This window comes from Lactobacillus fornicalis, from assembly GCF_055362665.1.
This window is the reverse complement of sequence record NZ_JBLTIM010000036.1, coordinates 85,871-110,506: the sequence shown is the minus strand read 5'-3', so window position 1 is coordinate 110,506 and position 24,636 is coordinate 85,871. Positions and strand designations below refer to the sequence as shown.

25 protein-coding genes are annotated in these 24,636 nt (G+C 34.6%); 21 read left to right on the top strand and 4 right to left on the bottom strand.

Annotated features, from left to right (window positions below):
- Nucleotides 1-233: 233 nt before the first annotated feature.
- From ACNDLV_RS07140 to ACNDLV_RS07120, 5 genes are all read left to right on the top strand, one after another.
- Nucleotides 234-1,190, top strand: a complete 957-nt coding sequence (locus ACNDLV_RS07140; protein WP_498883025.1) for a thymidylate synthase — start codon at nucleotides 234-236, stop codon at nucleotides 1,188-1,190.
- Between the two features lie 9 nt (nucleotides 1,191-1,199).
- Nucleotides 1,200-1,703, top strand: coding sequence for a dihydrofolate reductase (locus ACNDLV_RS07135; protein ID WP_006586838.1), 504 nt, complete (start codon nucleotides 1,200-1,202; stop codon nucleotides 1,701-1,703).
- A gap of 8 nt (nucleotides 1,704-1,711) precedes the next feature.
- On the top strand, nucleotides 1,712-2,128 hold the full coding sequence (locus tag ACNDLV_RS07130) for a GtrA family protein (protein WP_006586837.1): 417 nt from the start codon (nucleotides 1,712-1,714) through the stop codon (nucleotides 2,126-2,128).
- A 109-nt stretch (nucleotides 2,129-2,237) separates the two neighbouring features.
- Nucleotides 2,238-3,167: a glycosyltransferase family 2 protein gene (locus ACNDLV_RS07125; RefSeq protein ID WP_498883023.1), complete on the top strand. Its 930-nt coding sequence runs from the start codon at nucleotides 2,238-2,240 to the stop codon at nucleotides 3,165-3,167.
- Between the two features lie 136 nt (nucleotides 3,168-3,303).
- Nucleotides 3,304-3,450, top strand: coding sequence for a hypothetical protein (locus ACNDLV_RS07120; RefSeq protein WP_022091177.1), 147 nt, complete (start codon nucleotides 3,304-3,306; stop codon nucleotides 3,448-3,450).
- A gap of 49 nt (nucleotides 3,451-3,499) precedes the next feature.
- On the opposite strand, the gene ACNDLV_RS07115 is transcribed toward ACNDLV_RS07120, so the two are convergent.
- From ACNDLV_RS07115 to mscL, 3 genes are all read right to left on the bottom strand, one after another.
- A complete protein-coding gene (locus ACNDLV_RS07115; protein ID WP_006586834.1) occupies nucleotides 3,500-4,363 on the bottom strand; it encodes a DNA/RNA non-specific endonuclease in 864 nt (287 codons plus the stop codon).
- Nucleotides 4,363-4,950, bottom strand: coding sequence for a sunset domain-containing protein (locus ACNDLV_RS07110; protein ID WP_006586833.1), 588 nt, complete (start codon nucleotides 4,948-4,950; stop codon nucleotides 4,363-4,365). The genes ACNDLV_RS07115 and ACNDLV_RS07110 overlap by 1 nt, the downstream gene beginning before the upstream one ends.
- 114 nt (nucleotides 4,951-5,064) lie before the next feature.
- Nucleotides 5,065-5,430 carry a large-conductance mechanosensitive channel protein MscL gene (mscL, locus tag ACNDLV_RS07105; protein ID WP_006586832.1) on the bottom strand — a complete coding sequence of 122 codons (366 nt, stop codon included), beginning with the start codon at nucleotides 5,428-5,430 and terminating at the stop codon, nucleotides 5,065-5,067.
- A gap of 392 nt (nucleotides 5,431-5,822) precedes the next feature.
- On the opposite strand from mscL, the gene ACNDLV_RS07100 reads away from it, so the two are divergent.
- From ACNDLV_RS07100 to ACNDLV_RS07045, 12 genes are all read left to right on the top strand, one after another.
- Nucleotides 5,823-6,674, top strand: a complete 852-nt coding sequence (locus ACNDLV_RS07100) for a MetQ/NlpA family ABC transporter substrate-binding protein (RefSeq protein WP_006586831.1) — start codon at nucleotides 5,823-5,825, stop codon at nucleotides 6,672-6,674.
- Between the two features lie 9 nt (nucleotides 6,675-6,683).
- On the top strand, nucleotides 6,684-7,742 hold the full coding sequence (locus ACNDLV_RS07095; protein WP_006587345.1) for a methionine ABC transporter ATP-binding protein: 1,059 nt from the start codon (nucleotides 6,684-6,686) through the stop codon (nucleotides 7,740-7,742).
- Nucleotides 7,735-8,436, top strand: coding sequence for a methionine ABC transporter permease (locus ACNDLV_RS07090; RefSeq protein WP_006586829.1), 702 nt, complete (start codon nucleotides 7,735-7,737; stop codon nucleotides 8,434-8,436). Before ACNDLV_RS07095 ends, ACNDLV_RS07090 begins: the two co-directional genes overlap by 8 nt.
- A gap of 171 nt (nucleotides 8,437-8,607) precedes the next feature.
- The gene (locus tag ACNDLV_RS07085) at nucleotides 8,608-10,011 is read left to right on the top strand and encodes a class II fumarate hydratase (RefSeq protein ID WP_006586828.1); all 1,404 of its coding nucleotides are present in this window, start codon (nucleotides 8,608-8,610) and stop codon (nucleotides 10,009-10,011) included.
- Between the two features lie 17 nt (nucleotides 10,012-10,028).
- Nucleotides 10,029-11,420: a flavocytochrome c gene (locus ACNDLV_RS07080; protein WP_006586827.1), complete on the top strand. Its 1,392-nt coding sequence runs from the start codon at nucleotides 10,029-10,031 to the stop codon at nucleotides 11,418-11,420.
- A 169-nt stretch (nucleotides 11,421-11,589) separates the two neighbouring features.
- Nucleotides 11,590-13,011, top strand: coding sequence for a DASS family sodium-coupled anion symporter (locus ACNDLV_RS07075; protein ID WP_022091174.1), 1,422 nt, complete (start codon nucleotides 11,590-11,592; stop codon nucleotides 13,009-13,011).
- A gap of 274 nt (nucleotides 13,012-13,285) precedes the next feature.
- Complete coding sequence (locus tag ACNDLV_RS07070) at nucleotides 13,286-14,740, top strand: DASS family sodium-coupled anion symporter (RefSeq protein ID WP_006587342.1); 1,455 nt, start codon at nucleotides 13,286-13,288, stop codon at nucleotides 14,738-14,740.
- A 116-nt stretch (nucleotides 14,741-14,856) separates the two neighbouring features.
- Nucleotides 14,857-16,050 (top strand): D-alanyl-D-alanine carboxypeptidase family protein, encoded by a 1,194-nt coding sequence (locus ACNDLV_RS07065; RefSeq protein ID WP_006586824.1) that lies wholly within the window; start codon nucleotides 14,857-14,859, stop codon nucleotides 16,048-16,050.
- Between the two features lie 50 nt (nucleotides 16,051-16,100).
- Nucleotides 16,101-16,640, top strand: coding sequence for a citrate lyase holo-[acyl-carrier protein] synthase (gene citX / locus ACNDLV_RS07060; protein WP_006586823.1), 540 nt, complete (start codon nucleotides 16,101-16,103; stop codon nucleotides 16,638-16,640).
- A gap of 97 nt (nucleotides 16,641-16,737) precedes the next feature.
- Nucleotides 16,738-17,874, top strand: a complete 1,137-nt coding sequence (locus ACNDLV_RS07055; RefSeq protein ID WP_006586822.1) for an Ldh family oxidoreductase — start codon at nucleotides 16,738-16,740, stop codon at nucleotides 17,872-17,874.
- A gap of 28 nt (nucleotides 17,875-17,902) precedes the next feature.
- On the top strand, nucleotides 17,903-18,826 hold the full coding sequence (locus tag ACNDLV_RS07050; RefSeq protein ID WP_006586821.1) for an L-lactate dehydrogenase: 924 nt from the start codon (nucleotides 17,903-17,905) through the stop codon (nucleotides 18,824-18,826).
- Nucleotides 18,827-18,872: 46 nt separating this feature from the next.
- Complete coding sequence (locus ACNDLV_RS07045) at nucleotides 18,873-19,664, top strand: alpha/beta fold hydrolase (protein ID WP_006586820.1); 792 nt, start codon at nucleotides 18,873-18,875, stop codon at nucleotides 19,662-19,664.
- Here ACNDLV_RS07045 and ACNDLV_RS07040 read toward each other — a convergent pair whose 3' ends face one another.
- Nucleotides 19,665-20,618, bottom strand: a complete 954-nt coding sequence (locus ACNDLV_RS07040) for a sugar-binding transcriptional regulator (RefSeq protein WP_006586819.1) — start codon at nucleotides 20,616-20,618, stop codon at nucleotides 19,665-19,667.
- A gap of 193 nt (nucleotides 20,619-20,811) precedes the next feature.
- Here ACNDLV_RS07040 and citC point away from each other — a divergent pair, with 193 nt between their 5' ends.
- The 4 genes from citC to citF are packed head-to-tail and all read left to right on the top strand — an operon-like array spanning nucleotide 20,812 to nucleotide 24,593.
- Nucleotides 20,812-21,867, top strand: a complete 1,056-nt coding sequence (gene citC / locus ACNDLV_RS07035) for a [citrate (pro-3S)-lyase] ligase (protein WP_006586818.1) — start codon at nucleotides 20,812-20,814, stop codon at nucleotides 21,865-21,867.
- Entirely contained in the window at nucleotides 21,857-22,150 is a 294-nt protein-coding gene (citD, locus tag ACNDLV_RS07030) for a citrate lyase acyl carrier protein (protein ID WP_006586817.1), read from the top strand. Before citC ends, citD begins: the two co-directional genes overlap by 11 nt.
- Nucleotides 22,151-23,065, top strand: a complete 915-nt coding sequence (gene citE / locus ACNDLV_RS07025) for a citrate (pro-3S)-lyase subunit beta (RefSeq protein WP_006586816.1) — start codon at nucleotides 22,151-22,153, stop codon at nucleotides 23,063-23,065.
- Entirely contained in the window at nucleotides 23,055-24,593 is a 1,539-nt protein-coding gene (gene citF, locus ACNDLV_RS07020; RefSeq protein ID WP_006586815.1) for a citrate lyase subunit alpha, read from the top strand. The genes citE and citF overlap by 11 nt, the downstream gene beginning before the upstream one ends.
- The last annotated feature ends 43 nt before the right edge of the window (nucleotides 24,594-24,636 follow it).

Below are 24,636 nucleotides of genomic sequence, written 5' to 3'. Positions count from 1 at the left end.
TTGTCGATAATGTTTTCCCCAAAGTCTCCACTAAACCTTCATAATTTTGTGGCACAATTGAACAAGAAAAGATAATTAATGCGACAATTATAATTGTAATTAATAGGGTTGAGATTGAAAATAGCATTTTTTATTCCTCCTTATGAGTATTTTATTATATTTGCTTTAATTTAGATATCAAATAGTCTGAAATATGATAAGCTAGAAACATTGTAAATATAAGGAGCGATTTTATGGCAGTTTTAGAGCAAACATACCTAGACTTATTAAAAAACATCATGGAAACTGGTCATGATAAAACTGATCGAACAGGAACAGGAACACGTTCAAGATTTGGCGCTCAAATGCGTTTCGATTTATCAGAAGGATTTCCTCTGTTAACAACAAAAAAAGTGCCATTTGGGTTAATTAAAAGCGAACTTGTTTGGTTTTTAAGAGGAGATACCAATATTAAGTTCTTATTAGAACACAATAATCATATTTGGGATGAATGGGCCTTTAAAAAGTGGGTTAATTCTGATGATTATCATGGTCCAGATATGACAGACTTTGGACTTAGAAGTCAGGCTGATAGTGAATTTAAAAAGCAATATGATGAACAAATGCAAATATTTACCAAGCGTATTTTAGAAGATGCAGATTTTGCTAAAAAATTTGGTAACTTGGGTGATGTTTATGGGGCACAATGGCGTCATTGGAAAAAAAGGTCTGGTGGTAGTATTGATCAAATTCAAGAAGTATTAAATCAATTAACTATCCATCCTGATTCTCGAAGAATGATTGTTTCAGCTTGGAATCCAGAAGATGTGCCAACTAGTGCTTTGCCACCATGTCATACATTATTCCAATTTTATGTTGCTGATAATAAGTTGAGTTTGCAGCTATATCAACGAAGTGGGGATATGTTTTTAGGTGTTCCGTTTAATATTGCATCTTATTCTTTACTCCTAAGCTTAGTTGCAAGACAAACAGGACTAGAAGTTGGCGAATTTGTTCATACACTTGGGGATGCACATATTTATAAAAATCACTTTGACCAAGTTGAAAAGCAATTATCGCGTGATCCTTTTGATAGTCCAAAGCTTTGGCTTAATCCAGCTAAAAAAGATATTTCTGATTTTGAAATGGAAGATATTAAGGTAGTAGACTATAAACATCATGGTGTTATTAAGGCACCAGTAGCTGTATAGGAGATAATAATGTTAAGTTTTGTATGGGCAGAAGATAATAAACATCAAATTGGTTATAAAGGACATCTCCCATGGCATTTACCAGCTGATTTAGCACATTTTAAAGAAAAAACTATGGGAAAAACGATGGTAATGGGAAAAAAGACTTTTCTTAGTTTGCCATTTGTTTTGCCCAAACGAAAGCACTTAGTATTAACTCATGATGAAGCACTAATTCAAAAATATAAAACTAATAATCAAGTAAATTTTGTCACTTCTATGGAACAGTTAAGGAAGTATTTATTAAGTCATAAAGAAGATGAAGTTGCGGTTATTGGTGGAGTAAGTGTTTTTGAGGGGTTAAAGGATATCGTAGATTGTCTTGAAAAGACAGAAATTGATGGAGAATTTAAAGCAGATACTATTATGCCCAAAATTGACTATTCAGCTTTTAAATTAATAAAAAAAGAAAGTTTTACTGCTGATAAAAAGAATCCATATGATTACAGCTTTTTAACTTATCTTAGAAAGTAGGAAGCAATATGAAAGAAAAAATTACTAGCTTAATCAAGTCTGATGATTTTCGCGAATTTGTGATTTATGGTTTTATCGGTGTTTTTGGCCTTTTTATTGATTTTGGCTTATTTTGGTTGTTAACCAAATTTACATCTTTACCAGTAGAAATTGCTAATTTTATTAGTTCAAGTTGTGCATTGGTTAATAACTTTTATATGAATACATATCTAAATTTCCATGTGCGTGATCATTTATTAAGCCGATTTATTAAATATTATATTATTGGTCAAATCACTACTTTGATTACAACTACTTGCTTGTTTATTTTTGTTACTTTAATGCATCAAAATGAAATGATTGTTAAGGTAATTTCAACGTTTTTAGCAACGATGTTACAATTTGTAGTTAATAAGGTATTTACTTTTAAAAAGAATGAATTATAAGAAGCTGTGATGAGCTTCTTTTTTTGATTATTGACGGAGATGGCTATGGATATTATGCTCATTTTATTGGTATAATTGAATAGTGAAATTTACTTAAAGAAGGATAAAAATGGATAAACTTTCAATTATTGTTCCTTGTTACAATGAGGAAGAATCAATTCCTTTATTTTATGAGGCAGTTCAAAAAGTCGTAACTAAAATGGACATTGAACCAGAATATTGGTTTGTAAACGATGGTTCTCATGATAATTCGCTTGCGGAAATGAGAGCTTTGCATGAAAAAGATGAAAAGCATGTCCACTATATTTCTTTTTCTAGAAATTTTGGTAAAGAAGCTGGCTTGCTTGCAGGTTTAGATGCTGCAACAGGTGATTATGTAGTTGTGATGGATGTTGATTTGCAAGATCCTCCGGAATTTCTACCAGAAATGTATAAGGAGTTACAGAGTGGTGAGTATGACTGTATCGGAACACGCCGAGTTGACCGAACAGGTGAAGCAAAGATCAAATCATTTTTAAGTGATATGTTCTATAAATGTATTAATAAAATTTCCAATACAGAAATTGTTCCAGGTGCACGTGATTTTAGAATGATGACTCGCCAAATGGTAGATGCAGTTCTTTCAATGAGAGAATATAGTAGATTTTCTAAAGGAATTTTCTCTTGGGTAGGATTTAAGACCAAATATCTTGATTACCATAATGTAGAAAGAGTCGCAGGAGAAAGCGATTGGTCTACTTGGCAATTATTTAAATATGCTATGGATGGAATTAGTGATTTTTCACAAGCACCTTTGAGTTTAGCTGTTTGGACTGGTTCAGTTACTTCAGCGATTTCTGTAATTAGTATAATTTTTGTTATTATTAGAAAGATTATATCACCTATGAGTAGTATTTTTGGTTGGGCATCAATGGTTTCAATCATTTTATTCTTAGGTGGAATTCAATTGCTATGCATTGGGATTGTTGGCAAGTATATTGGCAGAATTTATTTACAAGTAAAACATCGTCCAATTTATATTGTTAAAGAGAAAAAATAACCAAAAGATTTCTTACTTTAAAGTGAGAAATCTTTTTATTTAACAAAGTATAAAATGCATATCGTTTGTAAAAAAATAAAAGCGGTTACAATAACTGTAGAGCCATAATATCATTTTGTAGTAAAGGAGTAGTATTATGAAAAAAATAACTGCTTTTTTAATTAGTTTGGTCATTTCTGCAGCTCTACTTTTTATTTTTAGAAGTAATATTTGGTTAGCAATTACTTTTACAGTATTTGTTGGAATATCAGTTGCAGGACTGTTTTCGTCTTTTGCTAAGTAAAGAAAAAGGTATTTAGTTGAGTATATAAATCTCATACTAAATACCTTTTTTATGCGGCACTACTCGTACCATCATTATAATTTAAATTATAGCCGGGTTGTACATTGAAAATATATACATTGAACCGTATCGTATTTTCCCCAGTAGATTGTGCTTCCATCTGAACTCCACGTGCAAGTAGTTCATTTCCTCTAAAAATTGGTGTTACACGATATCGAACAAAGTGGTTGCTAGACTCTTTTATATAGCCAGCAACTTCATTTTCATATTTCAGCATATCTGGATCATTTAGTTGGCGAGTGCCAGTAATTAAGTTTTTCCAATTGTTATTTTGACCGGTAAGTTGATAGCCGATTAAATGGCAACGATTATATAACCATCCACCACTAATTCTCTTATTGTGCCAGCCAGTTGGATTAACGTGTAGCGGTTCACGCTTGGCTTTTGGCATTAAACTTATATTGAGCAAAGCATTTGCAGATGTAGCTCGATTCAAATTATCTAAATCTCCATAGCTTTGCCAAGCCCCATTAGCTGTTGATAAATCCGATTTAGTAAATGAAGGATTGTTATTGTTTACGGTAATTACATCTTCACCATTATAATTTAAGCTTGCCAAGTTAGCATTGTTTTTTTCTGATTGAGGTAAATCAGTTGGGGATGCTTTCCCTAACTTTTTGAGGGCCTTTTTATAATCCTTGATTTGAGTTTTTAACTCTTGAATTTCATCAGATAGTTCAGCATTTTCATCAGACAGTTGTTCTGATTTTTTTACTTCACTTTTATCATATTTAACTTTAGTAATAACTTTTGGCTTTTGACTTTCTTGTACAGAACTAAGGTTGCCATTAATTCCAGCTCCAAAAAATAAAATGGTGAGTAAGATAGAAATTAATAATTTTTTATTTTTCATTATCTTTTAGCCCTTCTATATCCAGCTGCAATAGCTTCTTGTTCAGAATTAAAAAATACTGCATTTGCGCTATTCATGTTGTAACCAGCTTGACCAGGAACATGATAAATTTTAGAGCGTGCATTACCAACTATTCTTCCAGTAGTTGCAGTATTAAAATCGCCTTGATTGATCTTTGTTGTGCTTTGTCTTTGTTCTTGAGCCTTAGCCTGAGCAATTGAGCTACTTTCTGCTGCAGCTTTACTAGATTGAGTTTCTTTTGAACTTGCGATTGCTTCAGATTCTTCTTCAGCGCTAGAAACTTGTTCTTTTAGTTGATCTGCTTGTTTTTGTAAGCTAGACTTTTCAGCGTTTAAACTTTCATTAGTAGCCTTATTGCTGGAAAAATTATCTGCTTTAACCTTTTTCACAAGATAATGTGTTGCCGGTTTAGTGGTAGGGTGGGTAGTAACAGCCAACCCTAATGCTGAAATACTAAAAACCACCGCATAAATTCTAATAGAATGTGGTTGAGCTTTAAACAACCACTTTTTGGCTATGAAATAGCCAATAATGGACAAAAATATCCATAAGAAAAAATTTCCCATAATTAAACTCCCTTTTTTCTAAATTAAGCACAAAAATAATTTTCCCGAATTTTAGAAATTATTGCAATATTTTTTGGCAAAATAAAAAGGCCTCAAGGGCCTTTAAATATTTGATTATTTATTTTTTAATAAATCGCGAATTTCTCGTAAGTATTCTTGCTCTGGAGTGGGACCAGCTGGCTTTTGTTCTGGTTTGGGCATTAGCTTGTTAACACTCTTTACAATTAAGAATACTACAAATGCAATAATTAAGAAATTAATTATAGAATTGATAAAGCTACCAAATTTAAAACTAGCTCCGCCAACTTTCAGAATAAGGTTAGATAAATCAATTTTACCTAAAAATAATCCTAAAAATGGGTTTAATAAGTTAGTTACTAAGGAATTAACAATTGAAGTAAAAGCAGATCCAATAATAACACCAACAGCTAAGTCTAAAACATTTCCTCTTGAAATAAAATCTTTAAATTCTTTAATCATATATACCTCCTACTTTAAATATGATAGTCAAAATAAATTTATATTTCAAACAAATTTCGCTTGACACAATGAGAGAAACATTATAATCTAGTATCAACAAATTTAATTAATTAATCTTGATCTTGAATAGCAGAGTAGTTGAAGTAATTCATGATTTAGAGAGCTCCGTTAGGTGAAAGGGAGACTTGAATCTTTGATGAACATGGGCTAGGAATGATCACTAATGGCGATATTTAGTCATTAGCGGGGTTGCTCTCGTTAACAAAGCAAGGTATTTCTAGAGATACTTAGTGAGGTTTATTATGCAAGTAATAAACAAATTAAAGGTGGTAACACGAGCACTCGTCCTTTTAGGATGAGTGCTTTTTTGTTTGAAGAAAGAGGTTTTGTAAATGAGAAAAAAGCGGAGAAAGAATCGAATTATTGCTAGTGTATTTGCAATATTTTTACTAGTTGCAGGATATTTTAGTTTTGTATATCAGGCTCCAAAAGAAAGTAGTAAAACAGTCACTATTGGAGTTGTGGGCCAAACTAAAGAAGATGCCAAAATTTGGGATAGTGTAGCCAAAACTGCAAAAGCAAAATATGGAATTACCATTCAGATTAAGAATTTTACTGATTACAATCAACCAAATAAAGCCTTGTTAAATGGCGATATTGATTTAAATGCTTTTCAGCATTTTGCATTTTTAGATGCTTGGAATAAAGCAAATAAAGCTGATATCGTTTCAATTGGTAAAACTATCATTGCTCCGATTAGATTATACTCATTGAAATATAAATCAATTAACTCCTTACCTGATGGTGCAACTATTGCAGTACCTAATGATGCTTCAAACGAATCACGTGCGCTTTATGTTCTCAAAAATGCAGGGTTAATTAAACTCAAAAGTGGGAAGAAGATTGTTAGTGTAGCAGATATTACTTCCAATCCAAAGAACTTGCAAATTAAAGAAGTTGCGGCAGATCAAGCAGGAAGAATAATAAAATCTGTTGACGCTGCAGTAGTTAATAACTCATATGCTGCTCCAGCTGGTTTAGGCGATAAGCAAACAATTTATGTTGAACCAGTTAATAAAGATAGTGAGCAATGGATTAACTTGATTGCAGCAAGAAAGAATGATAAAAACAAGCAAATTTATCTTGATGTTGTTAAAGCTTACCAAACAAAGAAAACAAAAGAATTAGTTAAAAAATATTATGGAAATACTGAATTAACCGGTTGGGATATCAAAATTAAGTAGGAGGCAAATATGAGCATTATCGAATTAAATAATATCTCAGTTACCTTTAAGCAAAAGAAAGAAGTTGTTAAAGCTGTTGATGGTGTAACTTTAAAAATTCAAAAAGGTGATATTTTTGGAATTTTGGGTTTCTCTGGAGTAGGGAAGTCAACTTTAGTTAGAACAATAAACTTGCTACAAAAACCAAGTGCAGGTGATGTTGTAGTTCAAGGCACAACATTTGTTAAGAATGGCCAAGTTGCTATTTCTGGGAAAGAATTACAAAAGCATCGTCGAAAAATTGGTATGATTTTCCAAAGTTTTAATCTTTTAAATGAAACTAGTGTGCTAGAAAATGTTGCTTTTGCACTGCGACACAGTAACTTATCTGATGAAGAAATCGAAGAAAAAAGTTTACGTTTACTTGAACTAGTTGATTTAAAAGAAAAGGCTGACTTTTATCCCAGCCAATTATCTGGTGGGCAAAAACAACGTGTGGCTATTGCTCGTGCTTTAGCTAACGATCCAGAAATTTTATTATCTGATGAAGCTACAAGTGCTCTTGATCCACAAAATACTAACCAAATTTTAGATCTATTGAAAAAGTTAAACAAGGAACTTGGCTTAACTATTGTTTTAATTACGCACCAAATGGAAGCCGTAAAGAAAATTGCCAATCGTGTGGCGGTTATGGAACATGGACATTTAATTGAAGAAGGTAGTTTAAAACAAATCTTCTTAGAACCTAAGAAAGAATTAACTAGAAACTTTGTAGGTGGTTCTTCTGCTGCTATTTCAACTCTTAATAAGCTTAATTTGGATAAATTATCTGAAAATGAAGCAATTTATCAGCTTACATATTCTTTAAGTAACGTAACCAAGTCAATTATTATTGAATTGTATTCAAAACTTGGTGTTGAGGTAAGTATGCTTTATGGAAATGTAGAGCTTTTAAATGAAGAACCAATTGGTACGTTAGTTGTCTTATTAAAAGGTGATTTCGAAAAGCAAAAAGCTGCTCGAGAATTTCTAGCAAAAGAAAATGTTTTAGTAACAGAGCTTGATGAAAGGGGACAAATAAATGCTTAAATTATTACAACAATATTTACCAAATGTCTTTTCTTTAGGTTGGAGTGGGGATGCAGGTTGGGGAACTGCAATCTTTCAAACACTCTTTATGACATTTTGGTCAGCTATTTTTGGTGGTTTTTTAGGACTTATTTTTGGTGTGATTTTGGTTTTAACTGAAGAAGGTGGAATTTTAGCAAATAAATTTTGGTATAATTTGGCTGATAAAATTGTTTCAATCTTTAGAGCAATCCCATTTGTAATATTGCTGGCATTTATTGCACCAGTGACTCAAAAAATTGTTGGTACACAGATTGGTATAAAAGCCGCTCTTGTTCCATTGACTTTGGGAGTTTTCCCATTTTATGCACGACAAGTTCAAGTGGCTTTAAAAGGGATTGATCCAGGTAAGATTGAAGCTGCTTTATCACTGGGTGCTACAACTAAAGATATTATTTTTGAAATTTACTTAAAAGAAGCCAGAAGTGAATTAATTCGTGTTTCTACTGTAACTGTTATTTCGCTTATTGGATTAACTGCAATGGCTGGAGCTGTAGGCGCTGGAGGATTAGGTAATACAGCAATTTCATATGGTTATAACCGCTTCAATAATGATGTTACTTTGGTAGCAACAATATTAGTCATTATTTTAATTTTTATTACTCAAGTTGTTGGTGACTTTTTAGCAAATAAATTTAATCATCAAGTTCGTTAATTTTTTCTCAAAGTCCTTGTATTTTTATACAAGGACTTTTTTAATAGATATATAGCTAAGTTCAAATATTTGAAAATTTATCTAGTTTTTTTGAATATTTAAATAAGATAGGTGTATAATAAAGCTGTTAGCGCTATCAAATGCTAAATTTCAGTAAGGAGATTATTTAAAATGGCTGAACAAGAATACAGAATTGAAAGCGATACTATTGGTCCTGTAAAGATTCCTAAGGATGCATTATGGGGTCCTCAAACTGAAAGAAGTCGTAATAACTTTCCAAGTGGTGAATTAATGCCACTCCAAATTATTCGTGCATTCCTTCACTTAAAGAAGGCTGCTGCTCAATCTAATGTTGAAGTTGGAGATGAACCAGAAGAAAAGGGTAAGGCAATTGAAGATGCAATTGAACACTTACTTGCATTAAGCGATGAAGACTTACGTAAAGACTTTCCACTTCACGTTTTACAGACTGGTTCAGGTACTCAAAGTAACATGAACGTTAATGAAGTTGTTGCCAACCTTGCTAATAAGTTACACCCAGGCCTTAACATTTTGCCAAACGATGATGTTAACCGTGGTCAATCATCAAACGACACATATCCAACTGCTATGAACATTGTTGCAGTTGAAGCAATTGATAAGCTTGAACCAGCAATTGAACACTTGATTAGTGAATTAAAGGAAAAACAAAATAAATATTGGAAGACTGTTAAAGTTGGACGTACCCACCTTCAAGATGCAACTCCTTTGACATTTGGTCAAGAAGTTTCAGGTTACATTTCAGCACTTAAGCATGACTTAGAATACATTCGCCAATTGAAGCCAACTTTATATGAATTGGCTATTGGTGGTACTGCAGTAGGTACTGGTTTGAATGCTGCACCTGGTATGACTGAAAAGATTGCAGGTAAACTTTCAGAAGTTTATGGTCATGAATTTAAGGTTGATACTAACAAGTTCTGGGGCTTAGCTCACCACTCTGGTATTGACGTAATGCATGGTGCACTTAAGACTTTAGCAGCTGATATGTTCAAGATTGCTCAAGACATTCGTTTCTTAGCATCAGGTCCTAGAGCTGGTTACAATGAATTAAATATTCCAGCAAATGAACCAGGTTCATCTATTATGCCTGGTAAGGTTAACCCAACTCAAGCAGAAGCTGTAACGATGGCTGCAGCTAAGGTGTTTGGTAACGACACTACTATTACTTTCACTGCTTCACAAGGTAACTTTGAAATGAATGTTTACAAGACAGTTATGATTGCAGCCTTCCTTGACTCTTGTGATATCTTAACTGGTACTATTACCGGCTTTGCTGATAAGATGATTCATGGCTTAACTGTAAATGCTGATCGTATGGATGATTTACTTGAAAATTCCTTGATGACTGTTACAGCTTTGTCACCACATATTGGTTACCACGAAGCTGCAACAATCGCTCAAACAGCTGACAAAGAAGGCACAACTTTGCGTGAAGCTGCACTTAAGTCTGGAAAAGTTACAGAAGAACAATATAATGAATGGATGGACTTACTTAAAATGACCAATATTGATCGTAGTAAGCCAGAAGACTAATTAAAGGAGAGTTCTTGATGGCGAAATTCGTTTTCACACCAAAAGAAAGTTCTGAAATTGCTGCAAGTTATGATGCAGTGATTGTTGGTGCTGGTGGTACTGGCCTAACTGCTGCAATGCAAGCACACGAATTGGGACTTAAAGTTGCTGTTTTTGAAAAAAATGAAGGTTTAGGTGGTAACACTAATAAAGCTTCTAGTGGGATGAATGCTTCTGAATCAAATGTTCAATATGCTCAAGGTATTATTGACAATAAAGAAGATTTTTACAAAGAAACTTTAAAAGGTGGCGGTTTGTTAAACGACCGTGACATGTTGAGATATTTTGTTGATCACTCTGCAATTGCTATTTCATGGCTTGAAGAACATGGTATTGATTTAACTGATTTAACCATTACTGGTGGTATGAGCAAAAAGCGGGCCCACCGCCCAGCTTCAATGGCTCCAGTTGGTGGTTACTTGATTACCGGCTTACTTAAAAAGATTCAAGAAGAAGATATTCCAGTCTTTAACAAGGCAAAAGTTACTAAACTTGTTGAAGCAGATAAGAGCGTTACTGGAATTGAAGTAGAAACTGAATCCGGTCTTAAGAAAGTTTCAGCTAAGGCAGTTTTACTTGCTTCTGGTGGATTTGGTGCTTCAAAGGAAATGATGAAAAAATATCGTCCAGACTTAGTAGATTACAAGACTACTAACCAAGCTGGTGCAACAGGTGATGGCTTGAAGTTAGCTGAAGCAGTTGATGCTCAACTTATGCAAATGGAATATGTTCAAGTTCACCCAACTGCTCAAACTGATGGGGCTCGTACTTTCTTAATCGGTGAAGCTGTTCGCGGTGAAGGTGCAATCTTAGTTAACCGTGCGGGTAAGAGATTTGTTAATGAACTTAATACTCGAAAGATTGTTTCAAATGCAATTACTGGTTTAAATGAAGATGGAGCTTACCTAATCTTTGACCAAGGAATTCGTGATCACGTTAAGGCTGTTGAATTTTATGATGCTATTGGCTTGGTTAAGCATGGCGCAGGTCTTGCTGAATTGGCTAATGAAATTGGTGTTGATGCAGCTAACTTAGAAGCAACAGTTAAAACTTGGAATGAAGCTGTTAAAGCTTCAAATGATACTGAATTTGGTAGAAGTACAGGTATGGATCGTGGCATTGAAAAAGGTCCATTCTTTGCAATTCACATTCACCCAGCTATTCACTACACGATGGGGGGGATTCACATCACTCCAGAAACTAAAGTTCTTGATACCAATGGTAATGTGATTAAAGGCCTTTACGCTGCTGGTGAAGTATCAGGCGGACTTCACGGCAATAACCGAATTGGTGGTAACTCAATCGCTGAAACAGTTATTTTCGGTCGTCAAGCTGGTATGCAAATGGCTAAATTTGCACGTGAAAATTAAAAATCATATTTTATAAGAGGAGTCTATTTTAGACGCCTCTTATTTTTATAAAAGTTAAAAAATAAAGATAAATTTGAAAAAAGTAAAATAAAGAGGATAATCAATACTGGCGAACCCGAATAAGGCTCGTACTTGAAAATAGGCATTTGCCTATCAGGAGGGAATTTTTATGAAAAATTTGGCTAAGGTAAACTACCGTGGGTTTATCGTGCCAGTTGTTGTTGGAGTCTTACTTTGGCTTCTAACAGCAGTTAGACCAACTGGAATTAGTGTTTCTGGTTGGCATTTGTTTGCAATATTTTTAGCAACAATTATTGCATGTATCACTAAACCTCTCCCCATTGTCGGAGTCGCTATTATTAGTTATGTCTTAATTTTGCTAACTGGCTTAGTCAAGATGAAATTTGCACTTACTGCGTTTGCAGATTCAACTCCGTGGATGATTGCCATGGCATACATGATTGCACGTGGTTTTGTAAAGACTGGTTTGGGAAGAAGAATTGCCTTAATTTTTGTACGTAATTTTGGTAAAAAAACATTGGGATTAGGCTATTCACTTTCATTAATTGATTTATTAGTTGCTCCCGCAACTCCTAGCAATACAGCTCGGTCAGGTGGTATTGTATTACCAATTATTCAATCGTTATCTGAAACTTTTGGCTCAAAGGTTGGGGATGGTACAGAAAAGAAAATTGGTTCATATCTGGTTTATAATGAATTTCATGCCAATACAATTTCATCCTCTCTTTTTATGACAGCTTCGGCTCCAAATGTTGCAGCAGTCGGACTTGCAGAAGCAAATGGCGTTCATATTTCATGGTTTGAATGGTTATTTGCAGCACTTGTTCCTGGGTTGATAGCATTTTTAGTTGTTCCATTCATTATTTATAAGATGTATCCACCAGAAATTAAAGAAACCTCTAATGCTAAGCAGTGGGCGGATCATGAGCTTGAAAAAATGGGTAAGATGACAATAGCTGAAAAGCTGATGCTGACAATTTTTGTGCTTGCTTTAGTTTTATGGATGGTATCAAGTTTTATTGGATTAGATGCAACTTTAGTTGCTTTCTTGGCAGTCGCCTTGCTACTACTTTCTGGAATTTTAACAACAGATGATTTGTTGCATGAAACAGGTGCTTGGAATGTTGTTGTTTGGTTCTCGATTTTAATTTTTATGGCTAGTCAATTGAGTGTCCATGGTGGGGTTATTCATTGGTTACAATTGTTTATTAAGCATTCCATTAAAGGGATGAATCCCATGCTAGTAATGGCTATCTTGGTATTAGTATATTTCTATACACATTACTTTTTTGCTAGTGGAACAGCTCATGTTGTTGCAATGTATGCTCCATTTTTACTTATTGCACAAGGTGAGGGTGTTCCAGTAATGTTTGCAGCTATCATGCTTGGAATTACTGGTGCCATTTACCAATCAACAACGCATTATTCTTGTGGTCCTGCTACAGCTTTGTTTGCATCTGGTTATGTTAAACAAACAGATTGGTGGAAAATGAGTTTTGTTTTGGGATTGTTTTATCTTGTCCTTTATGGTGTAATTGGTGGCATTTGGATGAAAATTATTGGCCTTTAAGTTTATTTGAATATTTAAAATAAGAGCAATTCACTTTTTATAAGTTGGATTGCTTTTATTTATTTTAACAATGTGAATTAGTTAACTTTAAGAAAGCGCAGACATGTCTTTTTACTGGAAGCGTTTAACTTATTGAAAAAACAGCATATTTTTTGAAATTTTATAAAATATCGCCGAAAAATAGTGTATAATTATTGTGCAATGCTTAGCAAGCGCAGAATCACTTACTACTTTGCGAGTTTGTTAGCGGGAAGTAATCCCAGGAGGATTTTTTATGAAACATTTGGAAAAGGTGAACTATAAAGGCTTCATCATTCCAATTATTGTTGGATTGATTTTCTGGTTCACGACACCTGTTAGACCAGCAGGAGTTACTGTACAAGCATGGCATATGTTGGCGATTTTTTTAGCGACAATTATGGGGTGTATTTTTAAGCCCTTGCCAATTGCTGCTACAACTTTAATTGGATATACTTTGACTATTTTTCTTGGTTTAGCTCCAATTAAGGACGTTGTAGTTAAAGGGCATACAGTTGATTTATCTGCTTTGTCAGCTTTCTCCAATTCGGCTGCTTGGCTAATTGCAATGGCATTTATGTTGTCTAGAGGAATTATTAAGACAGGCCTTGGAAGAAGAATTGCTTTTTATTTTATTGAATGGTTTGGACACAAGTCATTAGGTTTAGGTTATTCTGTAGCAGCAATCGATTTAGTAGTTAGTCCAGCAACACCATCAAATACGGCACGCGCTGGTGGTATTGTTTTCCCATTGGTAGAATCTTTAGCCGAAAACTTTGATTCAAAGCCCAATGATCCAAGTCGTAAAAAAATGGGTTCATTTTTGACCTTTGTTGAATTTCATGCCAATTTAATTACATCAATGCTCTTTTTGACTGCTATGGCTCCTAATTTAGTTGCTGTAGAATTGGCTAAGTCACTTGGAGTAAATATTACTTGGATTGGTTGGTTTGAAGCAACTTGCGTTCCTGCTTTATTAGCATTACTTATTGTGCCATTTATTATTTATAAAATGTATGGCCCAGATATTAAGGAAACTCCTAATGCAAAAGAATGGGCAAGTGCTGAATTAAAGAAGATGGGAAAATTATCTGTACCTGAAATGTGGATGGCTGGTATTTTCTTATTAACTTTGGTTCTTTGGATGTTATCAAGTTCAATTTCACTTGATGCAACTTTAATTGCTTTCATTTCTATGTCACTTCTTTTACTTACTGGTGTTTTATCAAATGATGACTTCCTTTCAGAAAAGGGTGGCTGGAATGTTTTAGTATGGCTATCAATTCTAGTTTATATGGCCAATCGTTTAACTAAATTTGGCTTTATTAAGTGGTTATCTGAAACTATTTCTAAATCAGTTGGTCATGATAACTGGATAATTGTTTTAATTATTTTAGGTGTATTACTATTCTATACACATTACTTATTTGCTAGTGCTACTGCTCACAACACTGCAATGTATGGCCCATTTTTAGCAGTTGCCTTAAGTGCAGGTGCCCCAAAGATGGCAGCAGCAATGTTTTTAGCAATCTTTTCAGCTATTATGGCTTCAACTACCCACTATGCAAATGGACCAGCCTCAGTTTTAGCAGGTAGTGGTTATGTTGAACAAGGAGAATGGTGGAAGATGAACTTCATTCTCGGTTTGTTCTACATCGTTTTCTTTATCGTCTTTGGTTTAGGCTGGATGAAGATTATTGGCTTATGGTAGTTAGTGATTAATTGATTTTTAAGTAAGACATACTTGGGTATGGCTTACTTTTTTTGTTCAAATAAGTAAAAATATAGTAAAATTAGTTACTATGATATGTATTGCAAAGAAAGAGAATGATAATGAGAAGATTTAGGGATAAATTGAAAATTGCTTGGCTAGTAGCCCTTTGCATTATTGGAATAATTAATTTAACTTTTTTCAATGTAGTAAAAGCTGACGAGAAGCCTGTTAATGTCAAAGCGGCTTTTATGATGGATGAAAAGACAGGACAGATTCTTTATCAAAAAAATGCAACTAGGAAATATGCCGTAGCTTCATTGACAAAAATTTTAACATTGGCAGTAATCATGGAAGATATTCATAAGCATAAGCTTGACTGGGATCAAGAAATTCAAATAAGTAAAGATGTAGCAAAAGTAGCAGATGATTGGCGTTTTTCAAATGTTCCGTTAATTTATAATGAACGTTATACTGTTCGCTCACTTATTGAATCTATGATGATTGTTTCAGCTGATGGTAGTACTGAGGCATTGGCACTAGCAGACGCTGGTAGTGTAGCTGCTTTTAATTACAAAATGAAAGTTGTCGCAAAAAGAGCAGGTGTCAAAAATCCTGAAATTTATAACATGATTGGTTTATCAAATGGGGAATTAGGTAACTTAAAGCTACCCAAGATTGATGATAATCAAGAAAATCAATTTTCAGCTAAAGATATGGCCTTGATTTCCAAATATTTGATAGATAAGTATCCTGAAGTTCTAAATATTACTAAAACTAAGTATGCCAACTTCAAAATTAGTCAAGATAATGAAATCAAGATGGAAAATATCATTTATATGCTAGAAGGAATGGGTTATGGTCCTAAAAAAGGTACTATGGATGGACTAAAGACTGGGAAAACGGATGCAGCTGGCTATTGTTATGTAGGAACAGGAACTTTTGATAATCGTAGGGTAATCACAGTAGTTTTAGATGTGCCAGGAGAATATAGTAATCAATTTATTCAAACTAATAACATGATTGATACAGTATTTGACAAATATCAGTTAGTTAAGATTAATAAAAATAACTTGCCAAAAAAGTATCAAAAGATAACAATTACTAGCAAAAAACAAAAAAAGAAAATTTCAGTTGTACCTGAAACAGATTCTGCCCTTTGGCTTGCTAAGGACCAAAAACTTGCAAATTTATCTCCTAAATTAGAAGTTAAAAAGCAAAATAAGCTCAAAAAAGGCAGTATAGTTGCAAGCTTGATTTATAAACTTGATAATCATAGTTCAGTAAAGATAAACTTACAGAAAAAATAAAAGGATTCGCTGAATCCTTTTTTATTATGAATAGATAGAAAGTTAGTAAAATGAATATTTTTAAAATAGGTGAACCTGTAACAATTTTAGACGTACTTATAGATAAAGATCGGCGAGTTGAATTGCAAAATAGATTAGTGCTTGAAAATAAAACATGGACAATAATTGGTGCTAAACTAAATATTCCAGGGCCAATAAAGAATAACTTAGTCATAGAAAAATTTTTCAAACGGGAATTAATCAACTTTGAAAAGAACGCCCCTTTTTTGCTAACGCTTAAAGAAGATTGGTTAGAAAAAAAGACAGGACCTGAATATTTTTATTTAGCAATGGATAAGCCAATTAATGTAAAAAAGTATTGCATTAAATTTGAGCAAACTAACCAAGCAACAAGGCTATTTGACTTAGATGTTCATTATTTCGAAAAAGGGCAAGTGAAAGACTTAAGCCGCAATCAATTAGGAATATCTGGTAGAAGCTGTTTTATTTGTGGAAGTCCAGCTAAGGAATGTGCACGTGCAAGAAAACATTCCGTAGAGCAATTGCAAGAAGAAGTTTCTAAATTAATTAATCAAGATATCGATTTTTAAATATTTTAAAAATTCAGCACTTATTTGTAAATTTTAAAAATAAGTGCTAGTATTTAGCATGTGAGAGAAATTGTAAGTAAAAGAAAGAGGCTTTATTATGGCTGAAGGAAAGAAAGTAAAATTTTCCTACGATAAATTAAACATGCTTTGTATGGACGCTTTTCAAAAGTTTGGCTTTAGCGAAGAAAAAGCTCGCATTATTACTGATGTGTTATTAACAGCTGACTTATATGGAATTCAAAGCCATGGTATGCAACGAATGGTTCGCTATTATAAAGGTATTCAAAAAGGGACTATGAAAGTGAATGCAGAACCCGAAGTGGTTTTTGAAACACCAATTTCAGCCGTGATTGATGGTCACAGTGGTATGGGACAACTTAATGGTCACTTTGCCATGGAATTAGCAATTAAAAAGGCTAAAGAAGTTGGGGTTGGAATTGTTTCTGTCCGTAACTCTAACCACTATGGTATTGCCGGTTATTACGCTAAAATGGCTGCTAAAGAAAACATGCTTGGTTTTTCATGTACTAATAGCGAAGCCATTATGGTGCCAACCTATGCTTCCAAGGCCATGATTGGTTCAAACCCACAAGCTTGGTGCGTTCCAGCAAATCCATATGACTTTTTATTTGATGCCTCAACTACTGTTGTTACTAGAGGTAAACTTGAAATGTACAACAAGTTGGGTAAAAAGTTACCTGATGGCTGGGCTTTAGATAAAAATGGGCAACCTACTAATAATGCTGGTGAAGTTCTTTCAAATATTGTTGGTCACGTTGGTGGCGGTATTATGCCACTTGGTGGTAATACTGAAGAATTGGGTTCTCATAAAGGCTATGGCAATGGAATGGTTGCTGAAATCTTTTCATCTATTTTGTCACAAGGTTTAACTAGTGACTTAGTTATGAAGGATGGTAAGGCTGGCACCTGTCATGGCTTCATGGCTATTAACTTATCAAGTTTTGGCAATCCTGAAGCAATTAAGCAGCATTTTTCGGACTACTTACAAGCATTACGAGATGCTCCAAAGGCTGTAGGTCAGGAGCGAATTTATACTCATGGTGAAAAAGAAATGGCTGCAATTAAAGATCGTGAAGCTAATGGCATTCCAGTCATTGATAAGACTATGACTGAAGTTTACGATTTGTGTCAATACTTAGATTTAGACTTTAGTAAGTACTTTGGTGATTATGTTCCACCTAAGGCAGATGGAATGTTTACAGGTAACTATTAGAAATTCAAATTAAAAGAGGTTTTTGAAAATGAGTAAAGTTTTATTAGTTGGTGACGGTGCAGTAGGTTCTACTTTTGCTAACGACTTATTACAAAATACTAAGCTTGATGAATTAGTGATTTGCGATGTTGTTAAAGAGCGACCACTTGGCGATTCAATGGACTTAGAAGATATTACTCCATTTACTGGTAGCACTAATGTTCATGCCGGTGAATATAGTGATGCAAAAGATGCTGATGTGGTTGTTATTACTGCAGGTATTCCTCGTAAGCCTGGTGAAACCAGACTAGACCTAGTTAATAAGAACGTTAAAATTCTAAAGAGTATTGTTAAACCAGTTGTTGATTCTGGCTTTAATGGTATTTTCGTAGTTAGTGCCAATCCGGTAGATATTTTAACTACTTTAACGCAAAAGCTTTCAGGCTTCCCTAAGAATAAGGTAATCGGTACTGGTACCTCACTTGATTCAGCTCGTTTAAGAGTTGAATTGGCTAAGAAGCTCAATGTAAAGGTTGAAGATGTTAATGCTTATGTTTTAGGTGAACACGGCGACACTTCTTTTGAAAACTTTGATGAAGCGACTGTTGCAGGTAAAACTTTGACTTCATACTCTGCTATGTCAGCTGATGTTTTAACTGCAATTGAAAGTGATGTTCGTAAAAAGGGTGGCGAAATCATCGCTAAAAAGGGTGCAACCTTCTATGGTGTAGCAATGATGCTTGCGCAAATCGTTAAGGCAGTACTTGAAAATAAGGAAATCTGCTTGCCACTTTCAGCTCCAATTACTGGTCAATATGGAATTAAGCATGATTTATACTTAGGTACTCCAGCTGTAATTAATGCTAATGGTATTAGCCACGTAATTGAAGCAGAACTATCAAGCAAAGAATTAGCTAAGATGCAAAATTCAGCTGATAAAATGCAAGAAGTTTTAGCTGGCGTTGAAGAATAAATGATAAAATGACTAGTAATCCTAGTCATTTTTTTGTGAGGTAATTATGGAATTTAAAACAAGTGATCATGTTCTTTTGCACTATACTGATACTCAAACGGATTTACCAGCAATTATTTGCTTACCTGGAATCGGAGCTAGTGGGAAATTATTTAATAAAATGGTTGACCTTTTAAAAGATAAATATCGCGTTTTAGTATTAGATCCTAGAAATCAAGGCTTAAGTCAACGTACTTATAAGGGACAACGAATGAGTCGTCATGCACTTGATTTGGAAGAGTTTTTAGCAGAATTAAAATTAACTAATGTCATCGTAATTGGAAATTCAATGGGAGCAAGTACTTTGTTTGCATATGCTTCATTATTTGGAAAAGGACGTTTCGCAGCAATGATTGACCTTGATCAGCCTCCTAAGATGATTAATGATGATAGTTGGAATTTTGGCTATAAAGATTTGACTTGGGATAATTTCCCCATTTCTTTAAAGTATCATGATACAGTTCATGCCAATTATGTACGTGTTGATCCTGAAATTGCAGTCCCAGTTAAATTGGAGCGACAAGAACATCCCTATGATGAAAGTTCTAACTACAACTTCTTGTGCGACCACGCCTTTCAAGATTGGCGCGATGTGGTGATGGATTTACCGGTGCCACTACTTGTTTTAGCAGGTGAAAAGTCACCATACTTTAACTGTGAATTTGCACAAGCAATGCAATATATTAATGAAAAAATTGAAAGTCAAGTGCTTGCCGAATGTGGTCATATTTTGCAAGCCGAAAGACCTGAAGAAACAACAAAAGCCATTCTTTCGTTTTTAGAAAGACATGGCCTGTAATTAGTGATATTTTTCAACTTCTTGTAAAAGTTTATTGGCGATTGCTTCATTAACAACTAAATGAGTAATTAAATGAGTTCGGAGTCCACCTAATAATGAGTGGGTTTTGAACTTATTTTTTACAATAGCAAAACGAATGGGTGTCTTCATAATATCTTCGCGTTGAATTCCAGTAAATTTATTTTCAACACTTTCAAAAATTTTACCATTGATATCATAGGCTCGACCAAAAATCATCCCCGCTACTTTATTTTGGTCAATACCATCAAATATTTGATCTTGCAACTTACCCCAGACGCGATTGGATTCCATGCTTGCGAGGGTACCAACACCAGTGAAGATTAAATCAAGGTGTTGGTATTTCTTTTGTACTTCAGCAATTGCTGGTTCTTGTTCCATTAAATCGTGGGCAGTTTGATTAAGAATATACAACGGAGCTGGTAAAATATATGACTTAGCATCAAACTTCTCAGCGGCTCTTTGTATTAAAGAGTAGTTGGCATGTGGAGTATCTGTTCGTAGGCTCATCCCAGCAATTTGCACAAAGGATAAATCAGGTCGTTTAATTTCATCAAAATGAACGATCGTATCTAAGACCGTGGTCCCCCAAGTTAAGCCGATTTCTTTAGCAGCTTTTGAATAATTTTGAATTTGATGAGCTGCAAAGTCGACAATTTGTTCATTGTCATGGCTAGTAGTGTCTTGATCTTTTAAAACAAAAGCTTCTTTTAGACCGAACAAATTACGCAATTTTGTTTCAAGACTATTATTTCTCTTAACATTTGACTTGATACTAATATGAACAACCCCACTAGCTTCAGCTTCTTCAAAAGCCTTTGCAATTAGGTAACGCGATAAGTTATATTTCTTTGATATTTGTGTAATCGGCAACTTGCTTAAGTAATAATCGCGTGCAATTTCTGCAAGTTGGGAATTGTCATAGCTTTCTACCATAAAGAACCTCACAATTATTTACTAATTTTATTATATCTCTAATTACAGAAAATTAGCTCTTTTAATTTATTTTATTGTATCAGACTATTTACAATTTTTGAAATTTAACGGTTTAATTTGAAATATTTAAAATAAAGAATTATACTAAAAAGGTAACTTAGTTAATTGTTACACAAAGAAAGGAGGCAGAATTTTGGATAAAGTTGTTGATCTTTATTTAAATGACCCCACAACTAAAAAACGCTGGATGAGCTTCTTGGAAAAGCTAGATTTGCATAATTTTTCTGAAAGAGAAGTTGCTGTGATTGACCATACTTTAGGTTTGGTTGATGAAGAGGGAAAATTAGTTGGAACAGGTAGTGTGGCCGGCAATGTGCTGAAGTATATTGCCGTTTGCAACAAAGATAGTGAACCTGGACAACGATTTAACAAGATTGTTACGGCGTTAAGCCAATATCTCTTTACTCAGCAAATTTTTCATATGTTTGTTTTTACCAAGGTTAAATATGCCGATAGTTTTAAGCATTTAGGTTTTAGTGAATTGGCTAGAACAGATGAGGCTGCTTTTTTAGAAAACGGTAGTCCTGATGTAAATGACTATTTGAGCAGTTTACCGCGAATTGATGGGCAAATAGATAAGAAAGTTGCTGGCATTGTTATGAATGCCAATCCCTTTACTTTGGGGCATCGCTACTTAGTTGAAAAGGCAAGCCAAGAAAATGATTTAGTTTATGTTTTTGTGGTTGCAACTGACTTGTCATTATTTAACTCTCAAGAGCGTTTTGAACTAGTTAGAAAAGGCTGTAGCGAGTTTAAAAATGTAGTCGTGGTTAGTGGAGATAGTTATATGGTATCAGCAGCTACATTTCCTGCCTATTTTTTGAAGAGCGCAGATAGCTTAATTGAAAATCAGACGACGATTGATGCAAGAGTTTTTAAAAACGTAATTGCCCCTGCGTTATCAATTAAGCGGCGCTATGTTGGAACAGAACCTTTTTCTCATGCAACGAGTATTTATAATGACAGCTTGCAGCGTGAATTAGAGCCTGACATTGAAGTACATTTAATTCCGCGTCTTGAAAAAGGTAAAACAACTGTAACAGCAACCAAGGTAAGACAATTAATTAAAGCAGACGACCTTGCCGCTATCGAAGACTTGGTTCCGGCATCCACAGCGGAATTTATCAAAGCAAATAAAAAAGAATTACAAAGACGTATCCGGGAAGGAATGAAAATAGATGGAAATTAAGACAACAGCAGTAGCTGGCACTTTAGAATCATCTGACATTCAAATTATGATTATGAATGGTAACAATGGTATTGAGATTACCCTTGAATCAGATGTTGCTAAAGCATATGGTGATCAAATTAAGAGCGTTATTACTGATACTTTGAAATCATTTGGTTTGACAAATGCAAAAGTTAAGGCAGTCGACAAAGGGGCACTTGACTGTGTAATTAAGGCCCGGACCTTAGCAGCTGCTCAAAGAGCTACTCAAACTACTGATAAACCTGCATTGGAGGTGCTATAAATGACTTATATCAAAAATCGTTTGCGTCGGACTATGATGTTCGTCCCTGGTAATAACCCAGCTATGATTAAGGATGCAGGTATTTATGGTGCTGATTCAATCATGCTTGACCTGGAAGACTCAGTTTCTTTAACAGAAAAGGATGCTGCTCGTTTACTTGTTTATGAGGCAATCAAGACTGTAGACTTTGGCGGCAGTGAAGTGGTTGTTAGAATTAATGGCCAAGATACTCCATTTTATGAAGAAGACGTTAAGGCAATGGTTAAGGCTGGCGTTGATGTTATTCGTTTGCCTAAGACTGAATCTGCAGATATGATTAAGAAATTAATTGCTGATATGGAAAAAGCTGAAGAAGAATATGGCATTGAAAAGGGTTCAATTGGTGTTATGGCTGCGATTGAAAGTGCCCAAGGTGTTTTAAATGCACCAAGTATTGCTACTTCAACTGACTTGATGATGGGTATGGCTTTATCTGGCGAAGACTACACTTCAGATATGCATACGCACCGTTATCCAGATGGACGCGAAATGGAATTTGCTCGTAACATGGTTTTACATTCATGTCGTGCTGCTGGTATCTATGCCTTTGATTCAGTCTTCTCAAACATGAAGGATACTGAAGGCTTTTATCGCGAAACCAACTACATTCACCAACTCGGATTTGATGGTAAGAGTTTGGTTAACCCTAGACAAATCCAAATGGTTAATAAGGTATTTAACCCAAGTAAAGAAGAAATTGAAAATGCTAAGAATGTTCAAAATGCCATTCGTGAAGCCCGTGCCAAGGGTAGTGGTGTTATTTCAATGAATGGTAAAATGGTTGATAAGCCTATCGTGGACAAGGCAAATAGAGTATTAGAAACTGCTAAAGCTTCTAACTTAATTGATGAGGAGGGCAACTACATTGGAGAATAGTATTAATCGCGAAATGCCTGCAGATGTGTTAGAAAAATTAAACTTAAAACCTTTTGAATCAGTTGAAATTGGTCATCCTGATATTCAAAGAGTTGCACCTAAGGTTCACGTTACTGCTGGTGAAAACAAGGTGGTAGACTCAATTGAAGATGTAGTTAAAGAAACCTTGAAAGATGGAATGACTATTTCTTTCCACCACCATTTTAGAAATGGTGATTATGCTTTTAATAAAGTAATGGATGTCATTATTAAACTAGGTTATAAAGATTTAACTTTAGCACCTTCATCATTAACTGGTGTCATGAATGACAAGGTAATTGAAGCTATTAAAAAGGGTGTTATAACTAATATTACTTCATCTGGAATGCGTGGTTCACTTGGTGACTTTGTTTCTCATGGTGGTTTAAAAAACCCAGTAATTTTCCGTTCACATGGTAACCGTGCTCGTTCAATTGAAGACGGCGAAATCAAGATTGACGTTGCCTTTTTGGGAGTTCCTGTTTCTGATCCAGCAGGTAATGCAAATGGACAAGATGGCAAGGCAGTTTTCGGTTCACTAGGTTATGCCCTAATGGATGCTCAATATGCTGATAAGGTTGTGTTATTGACTGATAACGTGGTACCATATCCAAACACTCCTGCATCAATTAAGCAAACTCAAGTTGATTATGTTGTTAAAGTAGATGAAATTGGGGACCCTAATAAGATTGGTTCAGGTGCTACTCGTTTCACTAAAGACCCTAAAGAATTAATGATTGCTCAAATGGTTAATGATGTAATCGTTAACTCACCATACTTCAAGGAAGGATTTTCATTCCAAACTGGTTCTGGTGGTGCTGCTCTTGCAGTTACTAGATACTTGCGTCAATCAATGCTTGACAAGGGAATTACCGCTTCATTTGCTTTGGGTGGTATTACCAAGCCAACTTGTGACTTGCTTGAAGAAGGTTTAGTCAAGAAAGTTATGGACGTTCAAGACTTTGATAAGGGTGCTGCTGCTTCAATGGCTAAGAACCGTAATCAACAAGAAATTGATGCTTCATGGTATGCTGATCCACATAATAAGGGAGCTGTAGTTAACAACCTTGATGTAGCAATTTTATCAGCCCTTCAAATTGACACTAACTTCCACGTCAACGTTATGACTGGTTCAGACGGTGTTATTCGTGGTGCGATTGGTGGTCACCAAGATGCTGCAAATGCCAAGATGACAATTATTACTGCCCCACTTGTTAGAGGTAGAAATGCTACTGTTGTTAAGAATGTTGAAACCGTAGTTACTCCAGGTGACTCAATTGATGTTGTTGTTACCGAACGAGGTGTTGCTGTCAACCCTAAGCGGCAAGATTTAATTGATTGCTTCAAGAAGGTTCCAAGTATTCATCTAGTTACAATGGATGAATTACAAAAATTAGCTGAAAAGCAAGTTGGTGTTCCTAATAAACTTAAATATACTGATAGAACAGTTGCAGTTATTGAATACCGTGATGGTACTGTAATTGACACTATCAAAGAAGTTAGAGATTAAGCTTGCATTAAAGAAAAAAATATTTTAAAATGCTTAATATTGA

Excerpts from the sequence above, each read along its gene's own strand:
- ACNDLV_RS07110 (WP_006586833.1), bottom strand. The coding sequence starts at position 4,950 with ATGGGAAATTTTTTCTTATGGATATTTTTGTCCATTATTGGCTATTTC.
- ACNDLV_RS07070 (WP_006587342.1), top strand. The coding sequence starts at position 13,286 with ATGAAACATTTGGAAAAGGTGAACTATAAAGGCTTCATCATTCCAATT.
- ACNDLV_RS07100 (WP_006586831.1), top strand. The coding sequence starts at position 5,823 with ATGAGAAAAAAGCGGAGAAAGAATCGAATTATTGCTAGTGTATTTGCA.
- ACNDLV_RS07125 (WP_498883023.1), top strand. The coding sequence starts at position 2,238 with ATGGATAAACTTTCAATTATTGTTCCTTGTTACAATGAGGAAGAATCA.
- ACNDLV_RS07050 (WP_006586821.1), top strand. The coding sequence starts at position 17,903 with ATGAGTAAAGTTTTATTAGTTGGTGACGGTGCAGTAGGTTCTACTTTT.
- ACNDLV_RS07045 (WP_006586820.1), top strand. The coding sequence starts at position 18,873 with ATGGAATTTAAAACAAGTGATCATGTTCTTTTGCACTATACTGATACT.
- ACNDLV_RS07135 (WP_006586838.1), top strand. The coding sequence starts at position 1,200 with ATGTTAAGTTTTGTATGGGCAGAAGATAATAAACATCAAATTGGTTAT.
- ACNDLV_RS07130 (WP_006586837.1), top strand. The coding sequence starts at position 1,712 with ATGAAAGAAAAAATTACTAGCTTAATCAAGTCTGATGATTTTCGCGAA.
- ACNDLV_RS07055 (WP_006586822.1), top strand. The coding sequence starts at position 16,738 with ATGGCTGAAGGAAAGAAAGTAAAATTTTCCTACGATAAATTAAACATG.
- ACNDLV_RS07085 (WP_006586828.1), top strand. The coding sequence starts at position 8,608 with ATGGCTGAACAAGAATACAGAATTGAAAGCGATACTATTGGTCCTGTA.
- ACNDLV_RS07065 (WP_006586824.1), top strand. The coding sequence starts at position 14,857 with ATGATAATGAGAAGATTTAGGGATAAATTGAAAATTGCTTGGCTAGTA.
- ACNDLV_RS07040 (WP_006586819.1), bottom strand. The coding sequence starts at position 20,618 with ATGGTAGAAAGCTATGACAATTCCCAACTTGCAGAAATTGCACGCGAT.
- ACNDLV_RS07095 (WP_006587345.1), top strand. The coding sequence starts at position 6,684 with ATGAGCATTATCGAATTAAATAATATCTCAGTTACCTTTAAGCAAAAG.
- citX (WP_006586823.1), top strand. The coding sequence starts at position 16,101 with ATGAATATTTTTAAAATAGGTGAACCTGTAACAATTTTAGACGTACTT.
- citD (WP_006586817.1), top strand. The coding sequence starts at position 21,857 with ATGGAAATTAAGACAACAGCAGTAGCTGGCACTTTAGAATCATCTGAC.
- citE (WP_006586816.1), top strand. The coding sequence starts at position 22,151 with ATGACTTATATCAAAAATCGTTTGCGTCGGACTATGATGTTCGTCCCT.
- ACNDLV_RS07115 (WP_006586834.1), bottom strand. The coding sequence starts at position 4,363 with ATGAAAAATAAAAAATTATTAATTTCTATCTTACTCACCATTTTATTT.
- mscL (WP_006586832.1), bottom strand. The coding sequence starts at position 5,430 with ATGATTAAAGAATTTAAAGATTTTATTTCAAGAGGAAATGTTTTAGAC.
- ACNDLV_RS07140 (WP_498883025.1), top strand. The coding sequence starts at position 234 with ATGGCAGTTTTAGAGCAAACATACCTAGACTTATTAAAAAACATCATG.
- ACNDLV_RS07090 (WP_006586829.1), top strand. The coding sequence starts at position 7,735 with ATGCTTAAATTATTACAACAATATTTACCAAATGTCTTTTCTTTAGGT.
- ACNDLV_RS07080 (WP_006586827.1), top strand. The coding sequence starts at position 10,029 with ATGGCGAAATTCGTTTTCACACCAAAAGAAAGTTCTGAAATTGCTGCA.
- ACNDLV_RS07120 (WP_022091177.1), top strand. The coding sequence starts at position 3,304 with ATGAAAAAAATAACTGCTTTTTTAATTAGTTTGGTCATTTCTGCAGCT.
- ACNDLV_RS07075 (WP_022091174.1), top strand. The coding sequence starts at position 11,590 with ATGAAAAATTTGGCTAAGGTAAACTACCGTGGGTTTATCGTGCCAGTT.